Source organism: Neotabrizicola sp. VNH66 (genome assembly GCF_049445895.1).
In the GTDB taxonomy this organism is placed as follows: domain Bacteria; phylum Pseudomonadota; class Alphaproteobacteria; order Rhodobacterales; family Rhodobacteraceae; genus Pseudogemmobacter.
This window is the reverse complement of sequence record NZ_JBMSDW010000003.1, coordinates 244787-267157: the sequence shown is the minus strand read 5'-3', so window position 1 is coordinate 267157 and position 22371 is coordinate 244787. Positions and strand designations below refer to the sequence as shown.

The following is a 22371-nucleotide window of genomic DNA, read 5'->3' as shown; positions in this document are numbered from 1 at the left end:
AAAGGGCGGCGGGGGCCCGCCATCGCATCCCTGACATATGCGCGCCCGGCCTGCCTTGGGGAAACCGCAGGGGCCGCCTATCGCAGCCGTGCCGCGGGAGGACTGGCCGCATCCGGAATCCGCCCCACGCCGCGCAGGACCTGTGCCGCGCTGCCCACGATCAGCGGATCGGGCGTGCCCACCACCGCCGCATCCTTGCCCGGATAGTCCAGCGTGGACAGGAAATGCCGCATGCAATTCAGCCGGGCGCGCTTCTTGTCATTCGACTTGATGATGGTCCATGGCGCGTCGGCGGTGTCCGTATAGAAGAACATCGCCTCCTTCGCTTCGGTGTAATCGTCCCACTTGTCCAGCGATGCCTTGTCGATGGGCGACAGTTTCCACATCTTCAGCGGGTCCGTCTCGCGCGCGATGAAGCGCTTGCGCTGTTCTTCCTGCGTGACCGAGAACCAGTATTTATAAAGCCGGATGCCCGAGCGGACGAACATCCGTTCCAGCTCCGGCACCTCGCGCATGAACTCCAGATATTCGCTGGGGGTGCAGAAGCCCATCACCCGTTCGACGCCTGCGCGGTTGTACCAGCTCCGGTCGAAGAAGACGATCTCACCCGCCGTCGGCAAGGGATTGATGTAGCGCTGAAAATACCACTCTCCCCTTTCCTTGTCCGACGGTTTGGTCAGCGCCACCACCCGGGCATAACGCGGGTTCAGATGTTCCATGAACCGCTTGATCGTGCCACCCTTTCCGGCGGCATCGCGGCCTTCCATGATCAGGACGAACTTCTGCCCGGTCTCCTGCGCCCAGATCTGCACTTTCAGAAGCTCGGCCTGCAGCCGTGCCTTTTCGGTCTCATAGCTGATCCGGCCCATCTGCCGGGCATAGGGATAGCGCCCGCTTTCGAACGCCTCGCGGATGGCATCGGCATCGGCGCGGGGGAAATGCTGCGGGCCGGTCAGCCCGTCTCCGGCGGCCGGAACGATGGTTGCGGGCTCAAGCGAAACGGTCTGATCGTCCATGCGGCACCTCCTGACGGGAACAGCCGCAATTCTATGCCGCAAACCGGCCTTTCGCCTTGATCCCGGTCAAGCGAGCCGGTTTTGCGGGCCGGAAAAGACACATCGGGGAAAGAACAAGGCGGCCCGACCGAAGATCGGACCGCCCTGCCAGACGGGGACAAAGGTCTTGGTCAAAAGGCATGTCGGGAATGCCACCACAACATGACCGGAGCCTAGGCAGGCCCGCCGCGGGCCGCATACCCTGTTTGCGGTAAGGCCGGGAATATTAACCGGGAGGTCAGGATTTCCGGACCTGAACCGCCAGCATATCCAGCACCATAGGCCATTCGGCAAAGAACAGAAGCTGCCCGGTCTGCGGCACGAACCGCACCGACAGATGCGGAAATTCGGCCATCAGCTCGCGCACGGTCTGCACCGGGGTCTGCGGGTCCTGATCGCCCTGCAGCAGCGTGACCGGCACCTTCGTCGCCAGAACGATGCCCGACCAGTCCTTTTCCGAACTGATGCATTCGCGGGTAAAGGCCTCATGCGCGGACCATTTCCGCGTCAGACAGGTGTCGGACCCTTCAAGGATCGCCTCGGCAACCTCGGGCCGGGCAAAGGTCTCCAGATCGGCGGGGCTGCCGCCATTGACCTGACGGAAGAACGCCTCTTTCCCCAGACGCCGGGCCAGCGCAAACCCCGCCTGCACCAGAAACGGCAGCACCTTCGGCGCATAACGCGCATTGGCCAGAATGAACCGCTGCCATTTGTCCATGCGCTCATACTGCGCGGCGGTGCGCAAAGGCAGCTGGCAGGCACAGCCCAGAATGCCGCGGATCAGATCCGGCCGCAGGATGGACAGGTTCATCGCGAACCGCAGATCGGCCCCGAGTGGCAGCGCAATGGCATCCGTCACGCCCAGATGATCCAGCACCGCCGCATAATCCAGCGTCACGCCAAGGATGTGATCGGTCCCGCGCCCATGCGGATCGGTGCGGCCATAGCCGGCCCGCACCGGCACGATGATCCGCAATCCGCGCGCCTGCGCCGCCCGCTCGGCCGCGGCGGGCCAGCGGATCAGCCCGTAATCCAGATGCAGGAACAGGACCGGTGCCCCCTGCGGATCACCGAATTCGATCCAGGTCAGCCGCCGCCCGTCGGCCAGACGCAGCTCTTCCAGCATGCGCGGCGGCAGCCCGCCCGGCCGTCCCGCGGCCCCGCCGCCTTCAACCGGGATGCCGGCCACATCCATCAGCCCCAGAACCACCCGCACCAGCTCTGACTGGCTGTGCGTCTCGGTCTTCTGCAGGATCGACCGCAGCTGCGTGCGCACGGTTTCCGCCGACCGGCCCCGCGCCTCGGCAATCTCGCGGACGGGCAGACCAAGGGTGATGCCGCGCACGATCTCCACCTCGGCCCCGGTCAGGCCGAAGGCCTCCTGCACCAGCCCGGCAAAGCCCTCGGGCCAGACGAGTTCGGTGGACAGGACAAGGGCCAGCGGCGCCTCCGCCTCGACCCGGCTGACGCGCAGGATCACCGGCCCCCCGGTGACGGCCGAGCGGATGCGCAGCGTTACCACCTTCTCGGCCCGCCCGCCCGCAACGCGACGGATTTCGCCCGCCAGCAGCGCGCGGTCCTCGGCCTCGAACGGCAGGGTGGCGAAGGCACAGCCCTCGGACAGGCCGAACGCCACCGCCGCCGCCCGGTTGCAGGCTGTCACCATGCTGCCCCCGTCCGAGACGAAGGCGGCCGAGCGCGGAATGTCATCAAGGATGGATCGGAAGGCCCCGCCTTCCCGCGCCGGTTCGAAGCGATCCAGAAACACCGTGGCGCGCCGAAGATGGGCCACGATCTCTGGATCGTCCAGCGTCATGGCGCGATCCACTGGCCCCACGCGCAGGGCCGCGGCATGGCCCTCCCAGACTTCCAGCAATTCCTCAAGCCGGATCGGGTCCAGCGCCACATCGTAAAGCCGGTCCACGATCTCGGCCTTGTGGTCGCGCTGGACGAATTCGGCGCTTTGCTGACGCGGGCCCGGTTCCGTCATATGCCTTTCCTAGGCGCGGCGGCCGCCCGGTTTCAAGGAAAATGGCGGCTTTCCCCTGCCGCGACGCAAAGATTGATACGGGCCTTCTCTCTGCCCCATGGACGCCGCCCGCCGCTTGCGCGAAAAACGGGCGAAATCCTTCAGGGAGTAGGCCCCATGATCACCCTCTACGGCGTCCACCGCTCTCGCGCGTTGCGGCCTTTGTGGCTTCTGGCCGAGACGGGCACGCCCTTCACCCATGTGCCGGTGATTCAGGCCTATCGCCTGCCCGATGACGCGACCCGCGCCACGCTGCTGAACACCGCCTCGCCCGAATTCCTGCGCGTCAATCCGCAGGGCCAGATCCCGGTCCTGCAGGAGGATGACCTGATCCTGACCGAGTCGCTGGCCATCACGCTCCATATCGCGCGCCGCCATGGCGGGCCGCTTGGCCCGACCGGCGATGCCGAACTGGCGCTGATGGAACAATGGTCGATGTTCGCTTTGTCCGCGATCGAGACGCCCGCGCTGGAAATCCAGCTGGCCTATGGTTCGGGCGCGGCCAGCCAGCCCGAAGGTCAGGCCGGCATCGCCGTCAGCGCCGAAAAGCTGCGCCGCCCGCTGCGGCGGCTGGAAACGCATCTGGCGGATGAGGGATGGGTGGTGGGAAGCCGCTTCACGGTGGCCGATCTCAACATCGCCGAATGCCTCCGTTATGCGCAGGCCCATCCCGGTCTCCTGGCCGAGTTTCCCGCGGTGAAAGACTGGCTGGAGCTTTGCCAGTCCCGCCCCGCCTTCCGCGCAATCTGGGCCGCGCGCGAGGCTGAGCCTGCGTGATACCGCACATCCGTGCGCGAATGGCCCCGCACTCCGCCATTCGCGCACAGATGCCGCACTGGCACCGGGGGCGCAGGCTGCCTAGATTTGCCGGGAACGAAGGCATCGGCCTTCCCCGCATTTTCAAAGGACCCGCCCATGAAAAAGATCGGTTTCCTGTCCTTCGGCCATTGGTCGAATGAACGTGGCTCGGCCGTGCGCTCCGCCGCGGACGTGCTGCTGCAATCCATCGAACTGGCCGAAGCGGCCGAAGAACTGGGCGCGGATGGCGCCTATTTCCGGGTGCACCATTTCGCCCGCCAGCTCGCCTCGCCCTTCCCGCTGCTGGCCGCCGTCGGCGCCCGCACGAAGCGGATCGAGATCGGCACCGGCGTCATCGACATGCGCTATGAAAACCCGTTCTACATGGCCGAGGATTCCGGCTCCGCCGATCTGATCGCGGGCGGGCGCCTGCAACTGGGCATCTCGCGCGGGTCGCCCGAACAGGTGATCGAAGGCTGGCGCTACTTCGGCTATGCCCCGGCCGAGGGCGAGACGGATCAGGACATGGCCCGCAACCACACGCAGGTCTATCTGCAACTCCTGGAAGGCAAGGGCTTCGCCAAGCCGAACCCGCGCCCGATGTTCGCCAATCCGCCCGGCCTTCTGCGGCTGGAGCCGCATTCCGAAGGCCTGCGCGACCGGATCTGGTGGGGCGCCGCTTCGGATGCCACCGCGGTCTGGGCGGCAGAAATGGGGATGAACCTGCAAAGCTCCACCCTGAAATGGGATGAAACGGGCGAGCCGTTCCATGTCCAGCAGGCCAAGCAGATCCGCAAATACCGCGAAGCGTGGAAAGCCGCCGGCCACAAGCGCGAGGCCCGCGTCTCGGTCAGCCGGTCGATCTTCGCCATCACCAATGATCTGGACCGGATGTATTTCGGCTCCTCCCGCCCGGAAAGCGATCAGGTCGGGGTGATCGACGACACCCGCGCCGTCTTTGGCCGCAGCTATGCCGCGGAGCCGGAGAAGCTTATCGAGGAATTGCGCCGTGACGAGGCGATCGCCGAGGCCGATACGCTTCTGCTGACGGTGCCGAATACCTTGGGCGTGGACTACAACGCCCATGTGATCGAAAACATCGTCAAACACGTCGCCCCCGCGCTCGGCTGGCGCTGAAAAGACTTCCGGCCCCCGCGGGGGCCGGATGCCTTCGGCGAGGATATTTGGACAAAGTGGAATTGCCTTTCCAGTTTGCACAAATATCCCGGGGGAGGCTCTGGCGCAGCCAGAGACGGGGGCAGCGCCCCCCTCCTCTTCCCCCACATCTTGCGCCCGCCCCCCGGTCAGTGGTCTAATGGCTGCAACCACGAAATCTCCGAGCAGCGGTGCCCATGCCCAATGACCTTCTCGCCTCTCCGGCGGCCCAGACCTATGATGCCTCGTCCATTCAGGTGCTGGAGCCTCTGGAAGCCGTGCGGATGCGGCCGGGCATGTATATCGGCGGCATCGACGAACGGGCCTATCACCACCTTGCGGCGGAAATCCTCGACAATTCGATGGACGAGGCGGTGGCCGGTCATGCCACCCGCATCGAGGTGGAGTTGAACGCCGATGGCAGCCTGACCATCCGCGACAACGGCCGCGGCATCCCGGTGGACCCCCATCCCAAATTCCCCGACAAATCCGCGCTGGAGGTCATCCTTTGCACGCTGCACGCGGGCGGCAAGTTCAACGGTGACGCCTATGAAACCAGCGGCGGGCTGAACGGCGTCGGCTCCTCGGTCGTGAACGCGCTGTCCGACCACATGCGGGTCGAGGTGGCGAAGAACAAGGAATTGTTCGTTCAGGAGTTTTCCCGGGGCAAGCCGCTTGGCCCGATCCAGAAGGTCGGCGCCACGCAGAACCGCCGCGGCACCACGGTGACTTTTCACCCGGATGCTCAGATCTTCGGGCATCAGGCCTTCAAACCCGCGCGTCTGATGAAGGCCGCGCGGTCCAAGGCCTATCTGTTCTCGGGCGTGGAAATCCGCTGGAAATCCGCCATCCCGGACGGCGATATGCCGATGGAGGCGGTGTTCCACTTCCCCGGCGGTCTGGGCCAGTATCTCAGCGAGCAGCTGGAAAAGGACCAGACCTATGCCGATCGCCCCTTTGCGGGCAAGGTCAGCTTCAAGGAGAAGTTCGGCGTTCCCGGATCAGTCGAATGGGCGATCAACTGGACGCCGATGCGCGACGGCTTCATCTCCTCCTACACCAATACCGTGCCCACGCCCGAGGGCGGCACCCATGAGACCGGCTTCTGGGCGGCGATCCTGAAGGGCATCCGCGCCTATGGCGAGCGGGTGAAGAACCGCAAGGCCGATCAGATCACCCGCGAGGACATGCTGACCGGGGGCTGTGCGCTGATTTCGGTCTTCGTGCGCGAACCGCAGTTTGTGGGCCAGACCAAGGACCGGCTGGCCACTGAAGAGGCGGCGAAATGGGTGGAAAACGCGGTCCGCGACCATTTCGACACCTGGCTGGCGGCGGACCCGAAATCGGCGGGGGCGATCCTTGATTTCCTTGTCCTGCGGGCTGAGGAACGCCTGCGCCGCCGGGCCGAGAAAGAGACGCAGCGCAAGACCGCCACGCGGAAGCTGCGGCTGCCGGGGAAGCTGGTCGATTGCTCGGCCTCCAACCGTTCCGGGACCGAGATTTTTCTGGTCGAGGGCGATTCGGCCGGCGGTAGCGCCAAGGGCGCGCGCGACCGGAATTATCAGGCCCTGCTGCCGCTGAAGGGCAAGATCCTGAACGTTCTGGGCGCGGCCTCCAACAAGCTGGGCGACAATGCCGAAATCCGCGACATCTGTGAGGCGCTTGGCGTGCAGATGGGCACCCGGTTCAAAGTGGATGATCTGCGCTATGACAAGATCATCATCATGACCGATGCCGATGTGGACGGCGCCCACATTGCCAGCCTGCTGATGACCTTCTTCTTCACGCAGATGCGCCCGCTGATCGACAAGGGCCACCTCTATCTGGCCTGCCCGCCGCTTTACCGGCTGACGCAGGGGGCGAAGCGGCTTTATGTGGCCGACGATGCCGAGAAAGAAGAATGGCTGCAGAAGGGTCTGGGCGGCAAGGGCAAGATCGACGTGCAGCGCTTCAAGGGGCTGGGCGAGATGGATGCCAAGGACCTGAAGGACACCACCATGAACCCCGAGACGCGCAAGCTGATCCGCGTCTCCATCGACGAGGAAGAAGGCGGCTCGACCGGCGATCTGGTCGAGCGGCTGATGGGCAAGAAGCCCGAACTGCGGTTCCAGTACATTCAGGAAAATGCCCGCTTCGTGGAGGAGCTGGACGTGTGATGACCCGGCCGCTGTTCCGGCTGGAGGTGCTGGGTGAGCACTATGTCGAGGTGCGGAAACCGGATACGCTGCTCTGGGCCGGGACATTGATGTATTTCCCGACGCCGCCCGCGCAGGATGCCAAATGCTACATGATGGTGTTTGACGATCTTCTGGGCCAGATGGCGATGATCAATTGGCTGGGCTTCAAGGCCGGGTCGCGGCTGATCCTGGGCAGCATCCCGCAAACGGCAATGATTCCGGGATCTTATGCGGTGCCGCTGCGCTGGTTCCGCGACAACTGGCACAGCCAGTTCCTGCCATTCGGCCGGTTCGCCACCACCCGGTTTCTGGTCTGGGACCGCAGCGCCTAGTCCAGCGCGGCCAGTACTTCATCGGCCAAAGCGTCCACCTCGGCCGCGGCGGGGCCGGGGCGTTCGGCAGCACCCTGCCCTTGCCCCAGACTTTCGGCATAGCTGACGCGTGAGGCCAGACGCGACGCCGCGACACCGCCTGCGGCTTCGGCTGCGGCGGCGACATCGGCCGTCAGCCGTGTGCCCGCGCGGATGCGGTTCAGCACGATCAGCGCCTGCCGCCCCTCGCGCCGGACAAGATCCATTACCCCATCCACCGCCCAAAGGTCCACCATCGACCCCGCCACCGGGATCAGCACCAGTTCCGCCTCGCGCAAAGCGGGGCGCAGGTCGGCGTCCACCTTGGGCGGGGTATCGACCAGCACGATATCGGCCAGTTTGCGCAGCTTTTCGCATTCGTAGCCCACGCCCCAAGCCGAGGCCGTGGAGAATTCCATCCCCGGATCGCCCAGCCGTTCCCGCCGCAGCATGAACCAGCGGCCCAGCGATCCCTGCGGATCGGTGTCCAGCAGCGCGACCTTCAGGCCGCGGCGCCGGAACGCCACCGCCAGATTCGCGGCCAGCGTGGTCTTGCCCGCGCCGCCCTTCTGCTGTGCCACAGTGATGACGCGACCCATGGCGATTCTCCCTTCGCTGCGGCGCAGCATAGCGACAAACCGTGGGGACGCACAGCCATGACGGGTGCGACATCCCTGCGCCCTTGCGCCACGGCTTGAGTTTTGTGGCCAGAAAGGGCATATTGGAATCTGCGACGTTATCTTTTCTCGACCTGTCACCGGCCTCGGCAGCAGTTCTCGATCCAAGCTGACTGAGCCGGGCCGCCGCATTCCGCGGGTGGCGCATTCGACAGGAGACTTCACGATGGCCAAGGGCACCGTGAAATGGTTCAATGAAACCAAAGGCTACGGCTTCATCGCCCCCGAGGGCGGCCGTAAGGACGTGTTCGTCCACATCACCGCGCTGGAGCGTGCTGGCCTGCGTGGCCTGAAGGACGGCCAGGCCGTGACCTTCGATCTGGAAACCAGCCGCGACGGCCGTGAATCGGCCACCAACATCGCTCTGGCCTGATCTGCCGCGGCCTTCGGGCCGCGCCAAACGGAAAAGGCGGTCCCGGTCGGGGCCGCCTTTTTCATATCCGGCGCGGGGTCAGGCGGCGTTCCACATCAGCCGGCCGCGCAGGGCATGTTCGAACCCCACCCGCAGGCTGACCGCCGACAAAGGCGCGCGCAGGCAGACGGGTTCATCCCTGGAAAACGGGAAATCCTGCAGGCGGTGTTCGGCACTGATCAGGATGACCGGCACCCGGCTGCCTACGGCAGCCAGCGTCTGCATCGCAAGCCGCCCCGTCTCGGCCCCGCCCAGATCGTCGCATTGCATGACGAAGAGGCCATAGCCCGAAGGATCGTCGATCAGCGCGGCAAGGGCGGCGTAAAGCTCTGTCTCGACCTCAACCGGGCCGCCAAGCGCGGCAAGCCGGTTGATGACCGGATCGGAGGCGCTGGCCGTCAGCGCCAGAATGCGGACGCCCCAGCCCACGGGAAGCGCCGAACTGCGGTCGAAATCGTGAAATGCCTGCATGATAGCCCCCATGCATTGATACCGGCCTCCAGTCTTGCCGGGAAAAACGGTAGGATTGTGAGATCAATCGGGTAACATTGCGCGTGTCTGCCACCGTTCTGCCCGATTGCGCCATGCTGGCGGCTGACGCAGACTGGACCCGCGCCCTGATACGGGAATCATGACCGCTCCGGATTACCAAACCCTTATCGACGCCCCGACCTGGGAGTTCATCCGCAGGACCGAGGCGGCCTATCCGCCCGATACCGCCAGCCGCAGCATTGCCGAGCAACGCGCGATCTATGATGCCATGTGCGCGACCTTCCGACTGCCCCGCCCCGCAGGCCTGCGGGTCGAAGACCGCAGGATCGGCGGCGTGCCCTGCCGGGTTTATGACGGGACCGGCCCCGCCACGGTGATCTGGCTGCATGGCGGCGGCTATGTGGTGGGTGGGCTCGACAGCCATGACGAGGCTTGCGCGGGGCTGGCCCATGCCACCGGCCTGCGGGTCATTGCGGTCGACTACCGCCTGTCGCCCGAACATCGCCACCCCGCCGCGCTGGAGGATGCCTGCGCGGTGATCGCCGCCACGCCCGGCCCGCTGGTGCTGGCGGGGGACAGCGCGGGCGGCAATCTGGCGGCGGCAGCGGCGCACAGGCTGCGCGATCCGCGAATCCTCGGGCAGGTTCTGATCTATCCGGGCCTTGGCGGGGACCGCAGCCGCGGCAGCTATCAGACCCATGCCCATGCGCCCATGCTGACGCGGGCGGATGTGGAATTCTATGCAGGCATCCGCCATGGCGGCGTGGAACCTCCGCCGGGGGATGCCACGGTCGCACCGCTGCAGGACACCGACTTCACCCGCCTGCCGATGACGCTGGCCATTGCGGCGGAATGTGACCCGCTGGCCGATGATGCGGCGGAATATGCGGCGCGGATCACCGCCGCCGGCGGACGGGCCCATGCGGTCACCGAACGCGGCCTCGTGCACGGCTATCTGCGGGCCCGCAGCACGGTGCCGAGGGCCGCAGACAGTTTCGAACGTATTCTGGCAGCGGTCGGCGCCTTTGCCGCGGGACGCTGGCCGTTCTAAGCGGCCGTTCCAGGCGTGGCTGCTCGCCACCGGCCCCTGCGATGACAAGCCCAGGGCGCAGGAGGAGCCGTCAACGCGACAGGAACGGCGGCGCCGTCATCGTCTCCGGCACCGGAACCCCCATCCGCGTCAGGATCGACGGCGCCAGAGCCAGCTGGTTCAGCACCTGATCCTCCGGCGGCAGCGGGCTGTCGCCGAAATAATAGAAGGCGAAATCGCGCTGCGCCTCACCCGTGCCACCATGATGCCCCCGGGCATCCTGCCCGTGGTCGGCGGTCACGATCACCTCATATCCGCCACGCCGCCATCGGTCGATGAACGGGGCCAGCGTCGCATCCATCTTGAAGCAGGCATCGTCCATCTCTTCGCAGTCGTGATAGAAACGGTGCCCCATACTGTCCAGCGTGCAGGTGTGGAGGATGCCGTAGTCGATCCCCTTCACCTCGGCCAGCCGGGTCAGCGTGCCGAACAGGTCATAGTCGGCAGGGGTCATCTGGTTCACATGACCGTAGCCGTGCATCGTATGGAACCGGCCATGGGTGATCGGCCCCTCCGGCTCATCATATTCGATATCGCGCACCACATCGAAGGGCGCGCGGTTGAAGAATTCCGACCAGTAGGAATGGGTGACCGCCCCGGTCTTCCGACCGGCCTTTGTCGCCTCGCTGAAGATGTCGGGAAATTCCAGCCGGCGAATGCCCGCATTGTCCCAGATCCGGTGCACCTGCGGCGGCAGCCCGGTGTGGATGGACGCATAGCAGCAGGCGCTGGTCGAGGGCAACACCGCCCGCATCCGCCGCACCCGCGCTTCGCCCTGTTCGACCCAGCCCTCCAGATTGCCGAACAGCCGCCGCCAGTTGGCATAGGGCACCCCGTCCAGGATGATCAGAAGAAGTTTCGTCATCTCACTCTCCGCACGCCCTGCCCCCCGTGCGGCGGCAGGGACAGTCTCAGTTCCCGCCGCTGGCCATCTTGCGCCGGGCGATCACGCCTTCCAGCCAGCCGATCTCCATCTCCGGGACCGAGGACAGCAGCAGGTCGGTGTAATCGTCGAAAGGCGGGGCCAGAACATCGGATTTCTGGCCGTAGCGGACCACCTGCCCCTTGAACATCACGGCAATCTTGTCGGCGATGGCCTTCACCGTCGCCAGATCATGGGTGATGAACAGATAGGCCACCTGCGCCTCGGCCTGAAGGTTCAGGAGAAGCTTCAGGATGCCATCCGCCACCAGCGGGTCGAGGGCCGAGGTCACCTCGTCGCAGATGATCAGCTTGGGCTTCGCCGCCAGCGCGCGGGCGATGCAGACCCGCTGCTTCTGCCCGCCCGACAGTTCCGCCGGATAGCGGTCGGCAAAGCCGCGGCCCATTTCGATCTGATCCAGCAGTTCCTGCACCCGGCGGTCGCGGTCCGCCCCGCGCAGACCGAAATACAGCTCCAGCGGACGGCCGATGATGGTGCCCACGGTCTGCCGCGGGTTCATCGCCGTATCGGCCATCTGATAGATCATCTGGATTTCGCGCAGATCGGTCTTGGTCCGGTTTGCGAAATCCGCCGACAATTGCCGCCCGGCAAAGCTGATCCGCCCCTTGGCCGGCGGCAAAAGCCCGGTGATCGCCCGCGCAAGCGTGGATTTGCCCGAGCCGGATTCGCCCACCACCGCCAGCGTCTGCCCCGGTGCCAGATCGACCGAAACATTCTTCAGCACATCGAAATTCGTGCCGCGATAGCGCGCCGTCACGCCTTCGACCTTCAACACCGGCGGCGCCTCGGGCTTTTCGGCATGTTCCAGCCCGCGGACAGACACCAGCGCGCGGGTATAGTCCTCGCGCGGGTCGTGGATGATCTGGGCCGTCGGTCCCAGCTCCACCATGCGCCCGTGCCGCAGCACCATGATCTCATCGGCGACCTGCGCCACCACGGCCAGATCGTGGGTGATATAGAGGGCTGCGACCTGCGTGTCGGCGATGGCCTCCTTGATGGCGGCCAGAACGTCGATCTGCGTCGTCACATCCAGCGCGGTCGTGGGTTCGTCGAACACCACCAGATCGGGCTTCGGGCACAGGGCCATGGCCGTCATCGCCCGCTGCAGCTGCCCGCCGGACACCTGATGGGGATAGCGGCGGCCAAAGGTTTCGGGGTTGGGCAGGCCCAGCTTGCGGAACAGGCCCACGGCGCGGGCCTCCGCCTCGGCCTTGGGCATCAGGCCGCGGGCCAGCGTGGTCTCGATCACCTGCTCCATCAGCCGCTTGGCCGGGTTGAAGCTGGCCGCGGCGGATTGCGAGACATAGGTGACCTCGCGCCCGCGCAGGCTGCGCAGCACATCGGGGCCGGCGGTGCGGATCTCGCGCCCGTTCAGCCGGATCGTACCGCCGGTCAGCCGCACCCCGCCGCGACCATAGGCCATGGACGAGAGGCCGATGGTCGATTTCCCGGCGCCGGATTCGCCGATCAGCCCCAGCACCCGGCCCTTCTTCAGCTGAAGGTCCACGCCATGCACCAGCGTGACATTCTTCGGCGGCTCTCCGGGCGGGTAGGAGGTGGCCTCGATCACAAGGCCCTTGATGTCCAGAAGCAGATCGTCAGCCACCGCGGCCCCCTTTCAGGCTGGAGGTGCGCGTCAGCACCCAGTCGGCGACAAGGTTGACCGAAATCGCCAGCACAGCGATGGCGGCGGCGGGGACCATGGCGGCGGATTTGCCGTAGATCAGCCCGTCCTTGTTTTCCTTCACCATGCCGCCCCAGTCCGCCAGTGGCGGCTGCACGCCAAGGCCAAGGAAGGACAGGGTGGAGATGAAGAGGACGGCAAAGATGAACCGCAGCCCGAATTCCGCCACCAAGGGCGACAGCGCATTGGGCAGGATCTCGCGGAAGATGATCCAGCCCTGACGCTCCCCCCGCAGGCGGGCGGCCTCGACATAATCCATCACCGTGATGTCCATGGCCACCGCCCGGCTCAGCCGGAAGACGCGGGTGGAATCCAGCACACCCATCACAAGGATCAGCACCGTCAGGTTCAGCGGCAGCACGGACAGCATCACCAAAGCCACGATCAGCGACGGAATGGCCATCATCAGATCGACGATCCGGCTCAGGATCTGGTCGGTCCAGCCGCCCTTGACCGCGGCGAGGAAGCCGAAGAACGACCCCAGCCCGAAGGCCAGCACCGAAGAGGCCAGCGCCACGAAAATCGTGATCTGCCCGCCATAGATCAGCCGCGACAGGATATCCCGGCCGATGGTGTCTGTGCCCAGCCAGTTCTGCGCCGAGGGCGGGTCCCAGACACCGCCGACCGTCTCACCCACGCCATAGGGCGCGATCAGCGGCGCGAAGATCGCCGCAAGGACAAAGCCCGCCGTAAAGATCATGCCGATCAGGGCGGAAAGCGGAATGCGCATCGCCACCCCCTTATTTCGGATGCCGCAGACGCGGGTTGGCCAGAATGGCAACCACGTCGGCCAGAATGTTCAGCCCGATATAGACCGCGGCAAAGACCAGCCCCACCGCCTGCACCACCGGCAGGTCGCGCTTGGTCACATGATCCACCAGATATTGGCCAAGCGCGTTATAGCCGAAGACCACCTCGACCACGACGACCCCCACCACCAGATAAGCGAGGTTCAGCACCACGACCGAGACGATGGGCGCGATGGCATTGGGGAAGGCATGTTTCCAGATGATCGTGATCGGGCGCAGGCCCTTCAGCTCGGCCGTTTCGACATAGGCCGATTGCATCACGTTCAGGATGGCCGCGCGGGTCATCCGCATCATATGGGCCAGCACCACAAGGACCAGCACGATGACCGGCAGCGCCACGGCATTCAGCTTGGCCCAGAGGCTCATCCCCGGGAAGACCATGGCCACCGGCTGGAACACCGGGAAAACCTGTGTCAGCAGGAAGATGACGAAATAGGCCGCCACGAATTCCGGCAGCGAGATGGTGGACAGCGTGATCCCCGAGATCACCTTGTCCGGCCAGCGCCCGGCATAGCGCGCGGCCACGATGCCAAGGATCAGCGCCAGCGGCACCGAGATGATGGCCGCCGTGACCGCAAGGAACAGCGTGTTGCCCAGACGCTGGCCGATGGCCTGCGCGATGTCGGTGCCGTTCGTCAGCGACTTGCCCAGATCGCCAGTCACCACACCGCCGAGCCAGTTGAAATACCGCACCAGCGGCGGATCGTTCAGCCCCAGCTGCGCGCGCAGATTCTCCAGCGCCTGCGGCGTGGCCGATTGTCCAAGGATCTGCTGCGCGGTATCGCCCGGCAGGGCCTCTACCCCCAGAAAGATCACCGCCGACACGGCCAGCATGAGGAGGAGACCCAGCGCCACGCGCTGGATCACCAGTTTCAGGATCGGATGCACCGGCGCCGCCTCAGGCCAGCCAGCACTTGACCATGGCGCGGCCGTTCATCAGCTCGCCGTTCGGGTCTTCGGTCCAGCCCTGCACCTCGTCGCGTACACCGTCCACGAAATCGTTGAACATCGGCAGGATCAGACCGCCCTCGTCGCGCAGGATATGGGCCATCTTGGAATATTCGTCCTTGCGCTTGGCCTGGTCCAGCTCGCCCCGCGCCGCCAGCAGCAGCTCGTCGAAGGTGGCATTCTTGAACTTGGTGTCGTTCCAGTCCGCCGTCGACAGATAGGCCGTGGAATACATCTGGTCCTGCACCGGACGCCCGCCCCAGTAGCTGGCGCAGAACGGCTGCACGTTCCAGACGTTCGACCAGTAGCCGTCATCGGGCTCCAGCTGCACGGTCAGCGGAATGCCCGCCGCATTGGCCGAAGCCGCGAAAAGGTTCGCCGCATCCACCGCGCCGGGGAAGGCGCCCGGCGCCGCGCGCAGCACGATCGGGCTGCCGTCATGGCCGGATTTCTTGTAGGCTTCCGCCGCCGCCGCCGCATCATATTCCCGCTGCGGGATGGTGTCGTCGAACAGCGGATAGGCAGCATTGATCGGAAAGTCGTTCCCGACCGAGCCGAGCCCGCCCAGAATCTTGTCCACCATCTCCTGCCGCTTGATCGCCAGCTTCAGCGCCATGCGCAGGTCGTTGTTGTCGAAGGGCGCCTTGTCCACATGCATGATGAAGACATAATGGCCGCGGCCCGGCACCGATTTCACCGAAACCCCGGGCGCGCCTTTCAGCAGCTCCGAAATCTTCGGGTCCACCCGGTTGATCATATGGACCTGCCCCGACTGCAGCGCCGCCGTCCGGGCGGTGTTGTCGTTGATGATCAGGAACTCCACCTGATCGGCATGGCCGGTGCCGCTGTCGAAGTAATTCGCATGTTTGGTAAATCCGATCCGGACACCCGGCTCGAACACTTCAACCTTATAGGGGCCGGCACCAATGCCCGCCGCCGGATTGTCCACGCCGCCGCCCGGCTGGATCACAAGGTGATAATCGGCCATCAGATAGGGCAGGTCGGCATTGGCGGTGTTCAGCGTCAGGGTCACCATGTCCCCTTCGGCCTTCATCTCGGCAATGTCCTTGACCACGCCCAGTGCGCCGGATTGCGCGGCCTCGTCGGTGTGGCGCTTCAGCGTGGCCACCACATCCTCGGCCGTCACGGTCTTGCCGTCGTGGAATTCCACCCCTTGCCGGATCTTGAAGGTCCAGACCTTCGCATCGGGCGAGGAGGACACTTCCTCGGCAATCCGCATCTCGACGCCGCCGGTCGCGCCCTCGCGCACAAGGGTTTCGCCCCAGGTCACGTTGGTCATGAACGGCACTTCCGATGCCGCCAGCGCCGGATCCAGCGAGTTGGTGCTTTCGCCCCCGGCCAGACCGGCCCGGATCAGCCCGCCCTTCTTCGGCTCCTGCGCCAGCGCCGCCTTGGAATATAATGCCCCCGCCAGCGCTGCCGACAGTCCCATCGCGGTGCTGCGGCCCAGGAATTCGCGGCGGCTCATGCGGCCGCTGCGGGCCTGGCCAACGATCCAGTCCAGTTTCTCGGTCATTCCTATTCTCCCTGTCCAGCCCGGTGTTCCCGGGATTCTTTGTTGACTTGCGAATCAATAAACCGCGAACCCGACAACCGGGCAACGATTTTTGCGAAGGCTCAGACGAAGCGGCGCGGCACCTCCTCATCCCAGTTCCGTTCGAAAACCACCCTGTCGCCCTCAAAGGCCACCAGCCGGGCTGTCATGCGCAGATGGCTGACGCTGGCGGTCATCTCGGCCCGCGCCTCGGTGCGGACGGACCAGTCCCCGCGCGACAGACGCTGCTCCCAGATGTGGACGGCGCGCGCGGACAGAGGGTCGTCAGGGCGGATTTCCCACCGTTCGGTCATGGTCTCGCCCGTGCAAAGACCATGGTCCAGATTTTCGCTGTCGCCCAGATCATCCTCGACGATCAGGGCATGGGTTCCGGCAATCATGTCGGTTTCAACATATCGCCTTGTCTTGCCCGGACGCAAGACCTTGTGTTTCCATTGGGTTGCATGTTCTGTCGGCGGGGGGTCCCATTCCGTTTGCGACATCTGATGCACCGGCAGTTCCAGACTGCCGCCGGTCAGCACCAGCCGCCCCGCCGCGGGCGAAGGCCAGACGAAGGGCCAATAGCTGTTCGACAAGGCCAGCCGCAGCCGGTGCCCCGCCGCCAGCCGGTATCCCATCTGGTCCAGCGTGAACGCCACCTCCACCGTCTGCCCCGGCACCATCGGCACAGGCTCCGCCATCCCGTCGCGGTGGCACAGGTTCAGCATGCCATGCGCGATCCGCACCGACCGCCCGTCCGGCGCCACATCGCAGAGCCGCGCCACGACAAAGCCCAGAGGCTGGTCCGAACTCAGCTGCAACCGCAGCCGCGCCGCGCCCAGCATCTCCAGCGGCGCCTCCAGCTCCGGCCCGTCGAAACAGACCGACATGGCATCGTCGCCCGCCTGATCGCCCGGCATCTCGGCGTTCAGCCCCATCGGAAAGAACTCACCCGCCGCCAGCCCAAGGTGCTGCGGGGTCGCAATGTCCAGACGGAATGCCTCGCCTTTATCTTGGCTCAAATATCCCACGGGGGTGCGGGGGTGTGAAACCCCCGCCTCCGCGGCCAGATGCCAAAGAACCGGCCTCACCCGCGGCGAGGGCCATTCCGCTTCGGCCACCCAATGCCCGGCCCGGTGGCGCGGGCTGGCATCGGGCGGTTCGGAATGCAGGATATAGGCGCGATAGGCGGGGTCATCCTCGGCCCCGTTCTCCATCCCTTTCAGCCAGCGGTCCCACCAGCGCAGCGCCACCTGCAGGAACCCCACCTGCGGCCCCGGCACCGCCGTATGCGGATACTGGTGCACCCAGGGCCCCATCACCGCCTTCGCGGGCGCGGGCACATGCGCCACCGCCGCCGCCAGCGTGTTCATGTAATTGTCGGCCCAGCCGCCCCAGATCATCATGGGCACCCGGTTCTGCGCCCAATTCTCGCAGATTGAGCCATGGGCCCAATAGCCATCCCGCGCCTGATGCGCCGCCCAGCGGGGCGCCAGCCACGGTTCCGCCTCCAGCCGCCGCAGCCATTCACCCCGCCAGTCGGCCACCAGCACCGGGTCCGGCGGGCGTGAGGAATAGGACAGCATCACCGCCCCCCAGCCGAAATTCTCGCCCAGAAGACAGCCGCCCTTGAAATGGATGTCATCGGCAAAGCGGTCCGTCGTCGAACAGACCGAGACGACCGCCTTCAGCGGCCCCTCCTCGGGGCCAAGGTTGCCCGCGCCCTGATTGAAGGCCGTCTGCAGGCAGTTGAAGCCGCCCCAGCTCTTGCCCATCATCCCCACGGCGCCGGTGCACCACGGCTGTGCCGCCAGCCAGTCGATCACCGCCTGCGCATCGGCCATTTCCTGCGCGCTGTATTCGTCGTCCATCAGGCCCTGACTGTCGCCATTGCCGCGCATGTCCACCCGGACGGCGGCATAGCCATGGCCCGCGAACCAGGGATGCATCATCTCATCCCGCGGCAGGGTCCCGTCGCGCTTGCGATAGGGGATGTATTCCAGAATGGCCGGCACCGGATTTTCGGCGGCATCCTCCGGCATCCAGACCCGGGCGGACAGGCGCACCCCGTCGGGCATCGGGATGCCCATATCCTCGGTCTCGGTCACGTGGCGGGGAAACTCGGTCCTGACGGTCATCCTCACCTTCCAGGCAGCGCTAACATGACCATAAGCACACCCCCGCGCGCAATTATCAGGAAGGTTTCCGCCGTTTCTCCTGCCGTTTGCGACACCGGCCCAAAACGCCGCTTGCACGGTTCTGCAGCCCGCGCCACCCATGGGCAAACCGCCTCCGGAGTTGCCCATGAATGCGCCGTCCGACAGACCGAATATCCTGATCCTGATGGTGGACCAGCTGAACGGAACGCTGTTTCCAGACGGTCCGGCGGCCTTTCTGCACACGCCGAATCTGCGCCGCCTGGCGCAACATTCCGCGCGCTTCGCCCATGCCTATACCGGCAGCCCGCTCTGCGCCCCTGCCCGCGCCAGCTTCATGTCGGGCCAGCTGCCGCGCCGCACCCGCGTCTATGACAATGCGGCCGAGTTCACCTCGGACATCCCGACCTATGCCCACCACCTGCGCCGGGCGGGCTATCAGACCGCGCTGTCGGGCAAGATGCATTTCGTCGGCCCCGATCAGCTGCACGGCTTCGAGGAACGGCTGACCACCGACATCTACCCCGCCGATTTCGGCTGGACCCCGGACTATCGCAAACCGGGCGAGCGGATCGACTGGTGGTATCACAACCTCGGCTCCGTCACCGGCGCGGGCGTGGCAGAGATCACCAATCAGCTGGAATATGACGACGACGTCGCGCATCAGGCGGTGCAGAAGATCTATGATCTGTCCCGCGGCGCCGATGCCCGGCCGTGGTGCCTGACCGTCAGCTTCACCCATCCGCATGACCCCTATGTCGCGCGCCGCAAATACTGGGACCTTTACGAAGGCGCCCCCGAATGCGAACCGCCCGCCGCCCTGCCCTATGACGAAATGGACCCGCATGCGCAGCGCCTGATGGACGCCTGCGACTGGCGCGGGCTGGAGGTGACGCCCGACCACATCCGCCGCGCGCGGCAGGGCTATTTCGCCAATATATCCTATGTCGATGACAAGATCGGCGAAATCCTCGACGTGGTCGAGGCGACCCGGCAGGAGGCGATCGTGATCTTCGTCTCGGACCACGGCGACATGCTGGGCGACCGGGGCCTGTGGTTTAAGATGAACTTCTTCGAAGGCTCGGCCCGGGTCCCGCTGATGATCGCCGCCCCGGGCCTGACGCCGGGGCTGGTGGAAACACCGGTTTCGACCATCGACGTGGTGCCGACGCTGGCCGCGCTGGCGGGGATCGACCTCAGCGAGGTGGCGCCCTGGACCGATGGCATGAACCTTCTGCCGGTGGCGGCGGGGGCCGACCGCGGCGCGGTGCCGATGGAATATGCCGCCGAAGGCTCGATCACGCCCCTCGTCGGGCTACGGCAGGGCGCGTGGAAATACATCCGCTGCGCCGCCGACCCGGACCTGTTGTTCGACGTGGCGAACGATCCGGGCGAGCGCGAGAACCTTGCCGAAGACCCGCGTGCGGTGGAGGTTCTGGCCCATTTCCGCGCCATGGCCGAGGCGAAATGGGACCTTGCCGCCTATGACGCCGAGGTGCGCGAAAGCCAGGCTCGCCGGTGGGTCGTCTATGAGGCTTTGCGCAACGGCGCCTATTTCCCCTGGGATTACCAGCCCCTGCGCGCCGCCAGCGAACGCTACATGCGCAACCATATGGATCTGAACATCCTGGAAGAAAGCAAACGCTTCCCCCGCGGCGAATAAAGCGGAGCGGCTTGCGCCGCATTCCTTTTGCCTCGTCGTCGCGCGGACGCGCTCCTCCTCAGGGGCGCTCCGCGCGGGGATATTTAGGCAAAGTGGAATGGGCTTTTCCACTTTGTCCAAATATCCGAAAACGCCGAGCCGGTTGGCGCGGCACGCGCCAGAGGCGAGACAAGAGGAATGCGGCGCAAGCCGCTCCGCTCAGCGGGCGTCGGACAGGATGCGGTCGGCCCCCATCCAGCCCATCAGCATCGACGGCGCATTGGTATTGCCCGCGATCAGGTTCGGAAAGGCCGAGGCATCGGCCACCCGCAACCCGGCGATCCCGTGCACCCGCAAATCCGGCCCGACGACTGAAGTGGCCGCATCCGGCCCCATCCGGCAGGTGCAGCTCTGATGATAGACCGTGCCTGACCGCTGCCGGAAATCCGCGATCAGCGCCTCATCCTCCTGCACTTCCGGCCCCGGGCGCAGTTCGTGGTCCACCCAGCGGGCAAAGCTGGGTTGCGCGGCGATCACCCGCAGGAATTTCACCGCCTCCAGCATCTCGGCCACATCCTCGGGCGTGGAAAACGCATTTGCCACGATCCGCGGCGGCGCGAAAGGATCGGGCGAGGCAATCCGCACATGCCCGCGCGAGGTGGGGCGGCAGTTCGACAGGCCGATCGACAGGCCGGGAAATGGGTCCGGTGTCAGTAGCGGCCGTTCGCCTGCGCGGGGCAGCAGGGTGGAAAAGGCCTGCATATACAGCTGCATGTTCGGCCGCGGCAGACCGGGCCGGGTGCGGAAGAACCCGCCGCCGTGGTTGATCGACTTGGCCAGCGGCCCGCCGCCCAGAGCCAGCCACCACAGCCCCATCAGCGCCTTGCCCCAAAGGGGACGCAGGATGTTGTTGTAGGTGGGCACTTTCATCGCCCAGGTGTAGTTGATGCCGTGATGGTCGCTGTAATGGTCGCCCACATTCGGATTGTCCTGCATCACCGGCAGGCCCAGCCCCTGCAGCAGCGCGCCCGGCCCGATCCCGGACAGTTGCAGCACCTGGGGGGAGTTGATCGCGCCGCCCGAAAGGATCACCTCGCCCCGGCAGCGCAGCAGGCGGGTCTGGCCGCCCTGCCGGTATTCCACCCCCACGGCGCGTCGTCCCTCCAGAAGAACCCGCATCACCTGCGCCCCGGTCTCCACCCGCAGGTTCCGCCGCCGCATCGCCGGGCGCAGAAAGGCCCGCGCGGCCGAGTTCCGGCGGGCGCCGCGGATGGTCATCTGATAGGTCCCGGCACCCTCCTGTTCAGCGCCGTTGAAATCGGGGTTATAGGCCAGCCCGGCCTCGCCGCAGGCGGCGATATAATCCTCGACCAGCCAATGCAGCCCCTTGCGGTTGCGGCTGATGTAAAGCGGTCCACCGGTGCCGCGGAACGCGTCCGCCCCCGCCTCGTTGTCCTCCATCGCGCGATAGGCGGGCAGCACGTCGTCCCAGCCCCAGCCGATGTTTCCCGCAGCGCGCCAGTCGTCGTAATCCTGCCGGTGGCCGCGGATCCAGACCATGGCATTGATCGAGGACGACCCGCCCAAGAGCCGCCCGCGCGGAATATGGTCGGCCTGCCCGGCAAGACCCGGGTCCGGCTCCGCCCGATACATCCAGTTCACCGCGGGATTATAGAACAGCTTCCCATAACCCAGCGGCATCTGGACGAAAAACCGCCGGTCCGTGCCCCCGGCCTCCAGCAGCACGACCCGATGGCCGCCGCTCTCGCTCAGCCGGTTGGCAAGCACGCAACCCGCGCTGCCCGCCCCCACGATGATATAGTCGATCTCGCCGTCCATCCGCAGCCGTCCCCCGAAGCTGGGCCAGCTTAGGCGCGCCGGTCGCCGCGCCCTGCGCCGGATGCGACAGGAAATGTCGCCGCCGGATCAGTCGACCTCGACATAGCGCGGCGCGTGATGCACCGGAAACGCCACCGAGCGGGCGATGAAACACACCTCCGGAATCCGGTGGTGCAGCGCGTCGGCCAAGGCCAGATCGGCACCGCGCCTGACGGTGATGACCGGACGCAGGGTCGCCTCGACAAACCGTCCCGCCCCGCCGCGCCCGACCTCCCCCTTGCCGAGCGGACTGTCCTCATAGCCCAGCACCACAATCCCCGCCTCCGAGGCATAATGCAGGAACCACAGCATATGGCAGGCCGACAGCGCCGACAGCAGCAGATCCTCGGGATTCATCTTCGCCGGATCGCCGCCCAAAAGCGGATCGTTCGAACAATGGACCGGCGCCTTGCCCGGCACGGCGATATCCCAAGTCCGATCATAGGCGCGATAATGCGCCGTCCCCTCCCCCCGGTTGCCGGTCCAGACAATGCGCGAAGTGTAGTCGTTGGTCATCAGAG

General features: G+C 65.9%; 19 protein-coding genes. 7 read left to right on the top strand and 12 right to left on the bottom strand.

Annotated features, from left to right (window positions below; translation table 11 throughout):
* Positions 1–77: 77 nt before the first annotated feature.
* The gene (gene ppk2, locus ACO2Q5_RS06050) at positions 78–1016 is read right to left on the bottom strand and encodes a polyphosphate kinase 2 (RefSeq protein WP_423288943.1); all 939 of its coding nucleotides are present in this window, start codon (positions 1014–1016) and stop codon (positions 78–80) included.
* Between the two features lie 277 nt (positions 1017–1293).
* Complete coding sequence (locus ACO2Q5_RS06045; RefSeq protein WP_423288941.1) at positions 1294–3045, bottom strand: LuxR C-terminal-related transcriptional regulator; 1752 nt, start codon at positions 3043–3045, stop codon at positions 1294–1296.
* A 156-nt stretch (positions 3046–3201) separates the two neighbouring features.
* Between ACO2Q5_RS06045 and ACO2Q5_RS06040 the strand changes: the two genes are divergently transcribed.
* The 4 genes from ACO2Q5_RS06040 to ACO2Q5_RS06025 all read left to right on the top strand — a co-directional run bounded on the left by ACO2Q5_RS06040 (position 3202) and on the right by ACO2Q5_RS06025 (position 7546).
* Positions 3202–3861: a glutathione S-transferase family protein gene (locus ACO2Q5_RS06040; RefSeq protein ID WP_423288939.1), complete on the top strand. Its 660-nt coding sequence runs from the start codon at positions 3202–3204 to the stop codon at positions 3859–3861.
* A gap of 138 nt (positions 3862–3999) precedes the next feature.
* Positions 4000–5019: an LLM class flavin-dependent oxidoreductase gene (locus tag ACO2Q5_RS06035; protein WP_423288937.1), complete on the top strand. Its 1020-nt coding sequence runs from the start codon at positions 4000–4002 to the stop codon at positions 5017–5019.
* Positions 5020–5234: 215 nt separating this feature from the next.
* The gene (gene parE / locus ACO2Q5_RS06030; protein WP_423288935.1) at positions 5235–7193 is read left to right on the top strand and encodes a DNA topoisomerase IV subunit B; all 1959 of its coding nucleotides are present in this window, start codon (positions 5235–5237) and stop codon (positions 7191–7193) included.
* Positions 7193–7546 carry a hypothetical protein gene (locus tag ACO2Q5_RS06025; protein ID WP_423288933.1) on the top strand — a complete coding sequence of 118 codons (354 nt, stop codon included), beginning with the start codon at positions 7193–7195 and terminating at the stop codon, positions 7544–7546. Before parE ends, ACO2Q5_RS06025 begins: the two co-directional genes overlap by 1 nt.
* Here the strand turns inward: ACO2Q5_RS06025 and parA are convergent.
* Positions 7543–8163: a ParA family partition ATPase gene (gene parA / locus ACO2Q5_RS06020; RefSeq protein WP_423288931.1), complete on the bottom strand. Its 621-nt coding sequence runs from the start codon at positions 8161–8163 to the stop codon at positions 7543–7545. The genes ACO2Q5_RS06025 and parA overlap by 4 nt on opposite strands.
* A 244-nt stretch (positions 8164–8407) precedes the next feature.
* On the opposite strand from parA, the gene ACO2Q5_RS06015 reads away from it, so the two are divergent.
* Entirely contained in the window at positions 8408–8614 is a 207-nt protein-coding gene (locus ACO2Q5_RS06015; RefSeq protein WP_423288929.1) for a cold-shock protein, read from the top strand.
* Positions 8615–8692: 78 nt separating this feature from the next.
* Here the strand turns inward: ACO2Q5_RS06015 and ACO2Q5_RS06010 are convergent, their stop codons facing one another.
* Positions 8693–9124 (bottom strand): hypothetical protein, encoded by a 432-nt coding sequence (locus ACO2Q5_RS06010; protein WP_423288927.1) that lies wholly within the window; start codon positions 9122–9124, stop codon positions 8693–8695.
* Positions 9125–9284: 160 nt separating this feature from the next.
* Between ACO2Q5_RS06010 and ACO2Q5_RS06005 the strand changes: the two genes are divergently transcribed.
* Positions 9285–10196: an alpha/beta hydrolase gene (locus ACO2Q5_RS06005; RefSeq protein WP_423288925.1), complete on the top strand. Its 912-nt coding sequence runs from the start codon at positions 9285–9287 to the stop codon at positions 10194–10196.
* Between the two features lie 70 nt (positions 10197–10266).
* Here ACO2Q5_RS06005 and ACO2Q5_RS06000 read toward each other — a convergent pair whose 3' ends face one another.
* From ACO2Q5_RS06000 to ACO2Q5_RS05975, 6 genes are all read right to left on the bottom strand, one after another.
* Positions 10267–11100 carry an alkaline phosphatase family protein gene (locus ACO2Q5_RS06000; protein WP_423288923.1) on the bottom strand — a complete coding sequence of 278 codons (834 nt, stop codon included), beginning with the start codon at positions 11098–11100 and terminating at the stop codon, positions 10267–10269.
* Positions 11101–11146: 46 nt separating this feature from the next.
* The gene (locus ACO2Q5_RS05995; RefSeq protein ID WP_423288921.1) at positions 11147–12784 is read right to left on the bottom strand and encodes an ABC transporter ATP-binding protein; all 1638 of its coding nucleotides are present in this window, start codon (positions 12782–12784) and stop codon (positions 11147–11149) included.
* Complete coding sequence (locus ACO2Q5_RS05990) at positions 12777–13592, bottom strand: ABC transporter permease (protein ID WP_423288919.1); 816 nt, start codon at positions 13590–13592, stop codon at positions 12777–12779. Before ACO2Q5_RS05990 ends, ACO2Q5_RS05995 begins: the two co-directional genes overlap by 8 nt.
* Before the next feature lie 10 nt (positions 13593–13602).
* The gene (locus ACO2Q5_RS05985) at positions 13603–14559 is read right to left on the bottom strand and encodes an ABC transporter permease (RefSeq protein WP_423288917.1); all 957 of its coding nucleotides are present in this window, start codon (positions 14557–14559) and stop codon (positions 13603–13605) included.
* 10 nt (positions 14560–14569) lie between these two features.
* A complete protein-coding gene (locus ACO2Q5_RS05980) occupies positions 14570–16156 on the bottom strand; it encodes an ABC transporter substrate-binding protein (RefSeq protein WP_423288915.1) in 1587 nt (528 codons plus the stop codon).
* 101 nt (positions 16157–16257) lie between these two features.
* Complete coding sequence (locus ACO2Q5_RS05975; protein ID WP_423288913.1) at positions 16258–18312, bottom strand: CocE/NonD family hydrolase; 2055 nt, start codon at positions 18310–18312, stop codon at positions 16258–16260.
* 166 nt (positions 18313–18478) lie between these two features.
* Here ACO2Q5_RS05975 and betC point away from each other — a divergent pair, with 166 nt between their 5' ends.
* A complete protein-coding gene (gene betC / locus ACO2Q5_RS05970; RefSeq protein WP_423288911.1) occupies positions 18479–19993 on the top strand; it encodes a choline-sulfatase in 1515 nt (504 codons plus the stop codon).
* Between the two features lie 198 nt (positions 19994–20191).
* Here betC and ACO2Q5_RS05965 read toward each other — a convergent pair whose 3' ends face one another.
* Together ACO2Q5_RS05965 and ACO2Q5_RS05960 are read right to left on the bottom strand one after the other, a co-directional pair.
* On the bottom strand, positions 20192–21811 hold the full coding sequence (locus tag ACO2Q5_RS05965; protein WP_423288909.1) for a GMC family oxidoreductase: 1620 nt from the start codon (positions 21809–21811) through the stop codon (positions 20192–20194).
* Between the two features lie 87 nt (positions 21812–21898).
* The gene (locus ACO2Q5_RS05960; protein ID WP_423288907.1) at positions 21899–22366 is read right to left on the bottom strand and encodes an OsmC family protein; all 468 of its coding nucleotides are present in this window, start codon (positions 22364–22366) and stop codon (positions 21899–21901) included.
* Positions 22367–22371 lie beyond the last annotated feature (5 nt).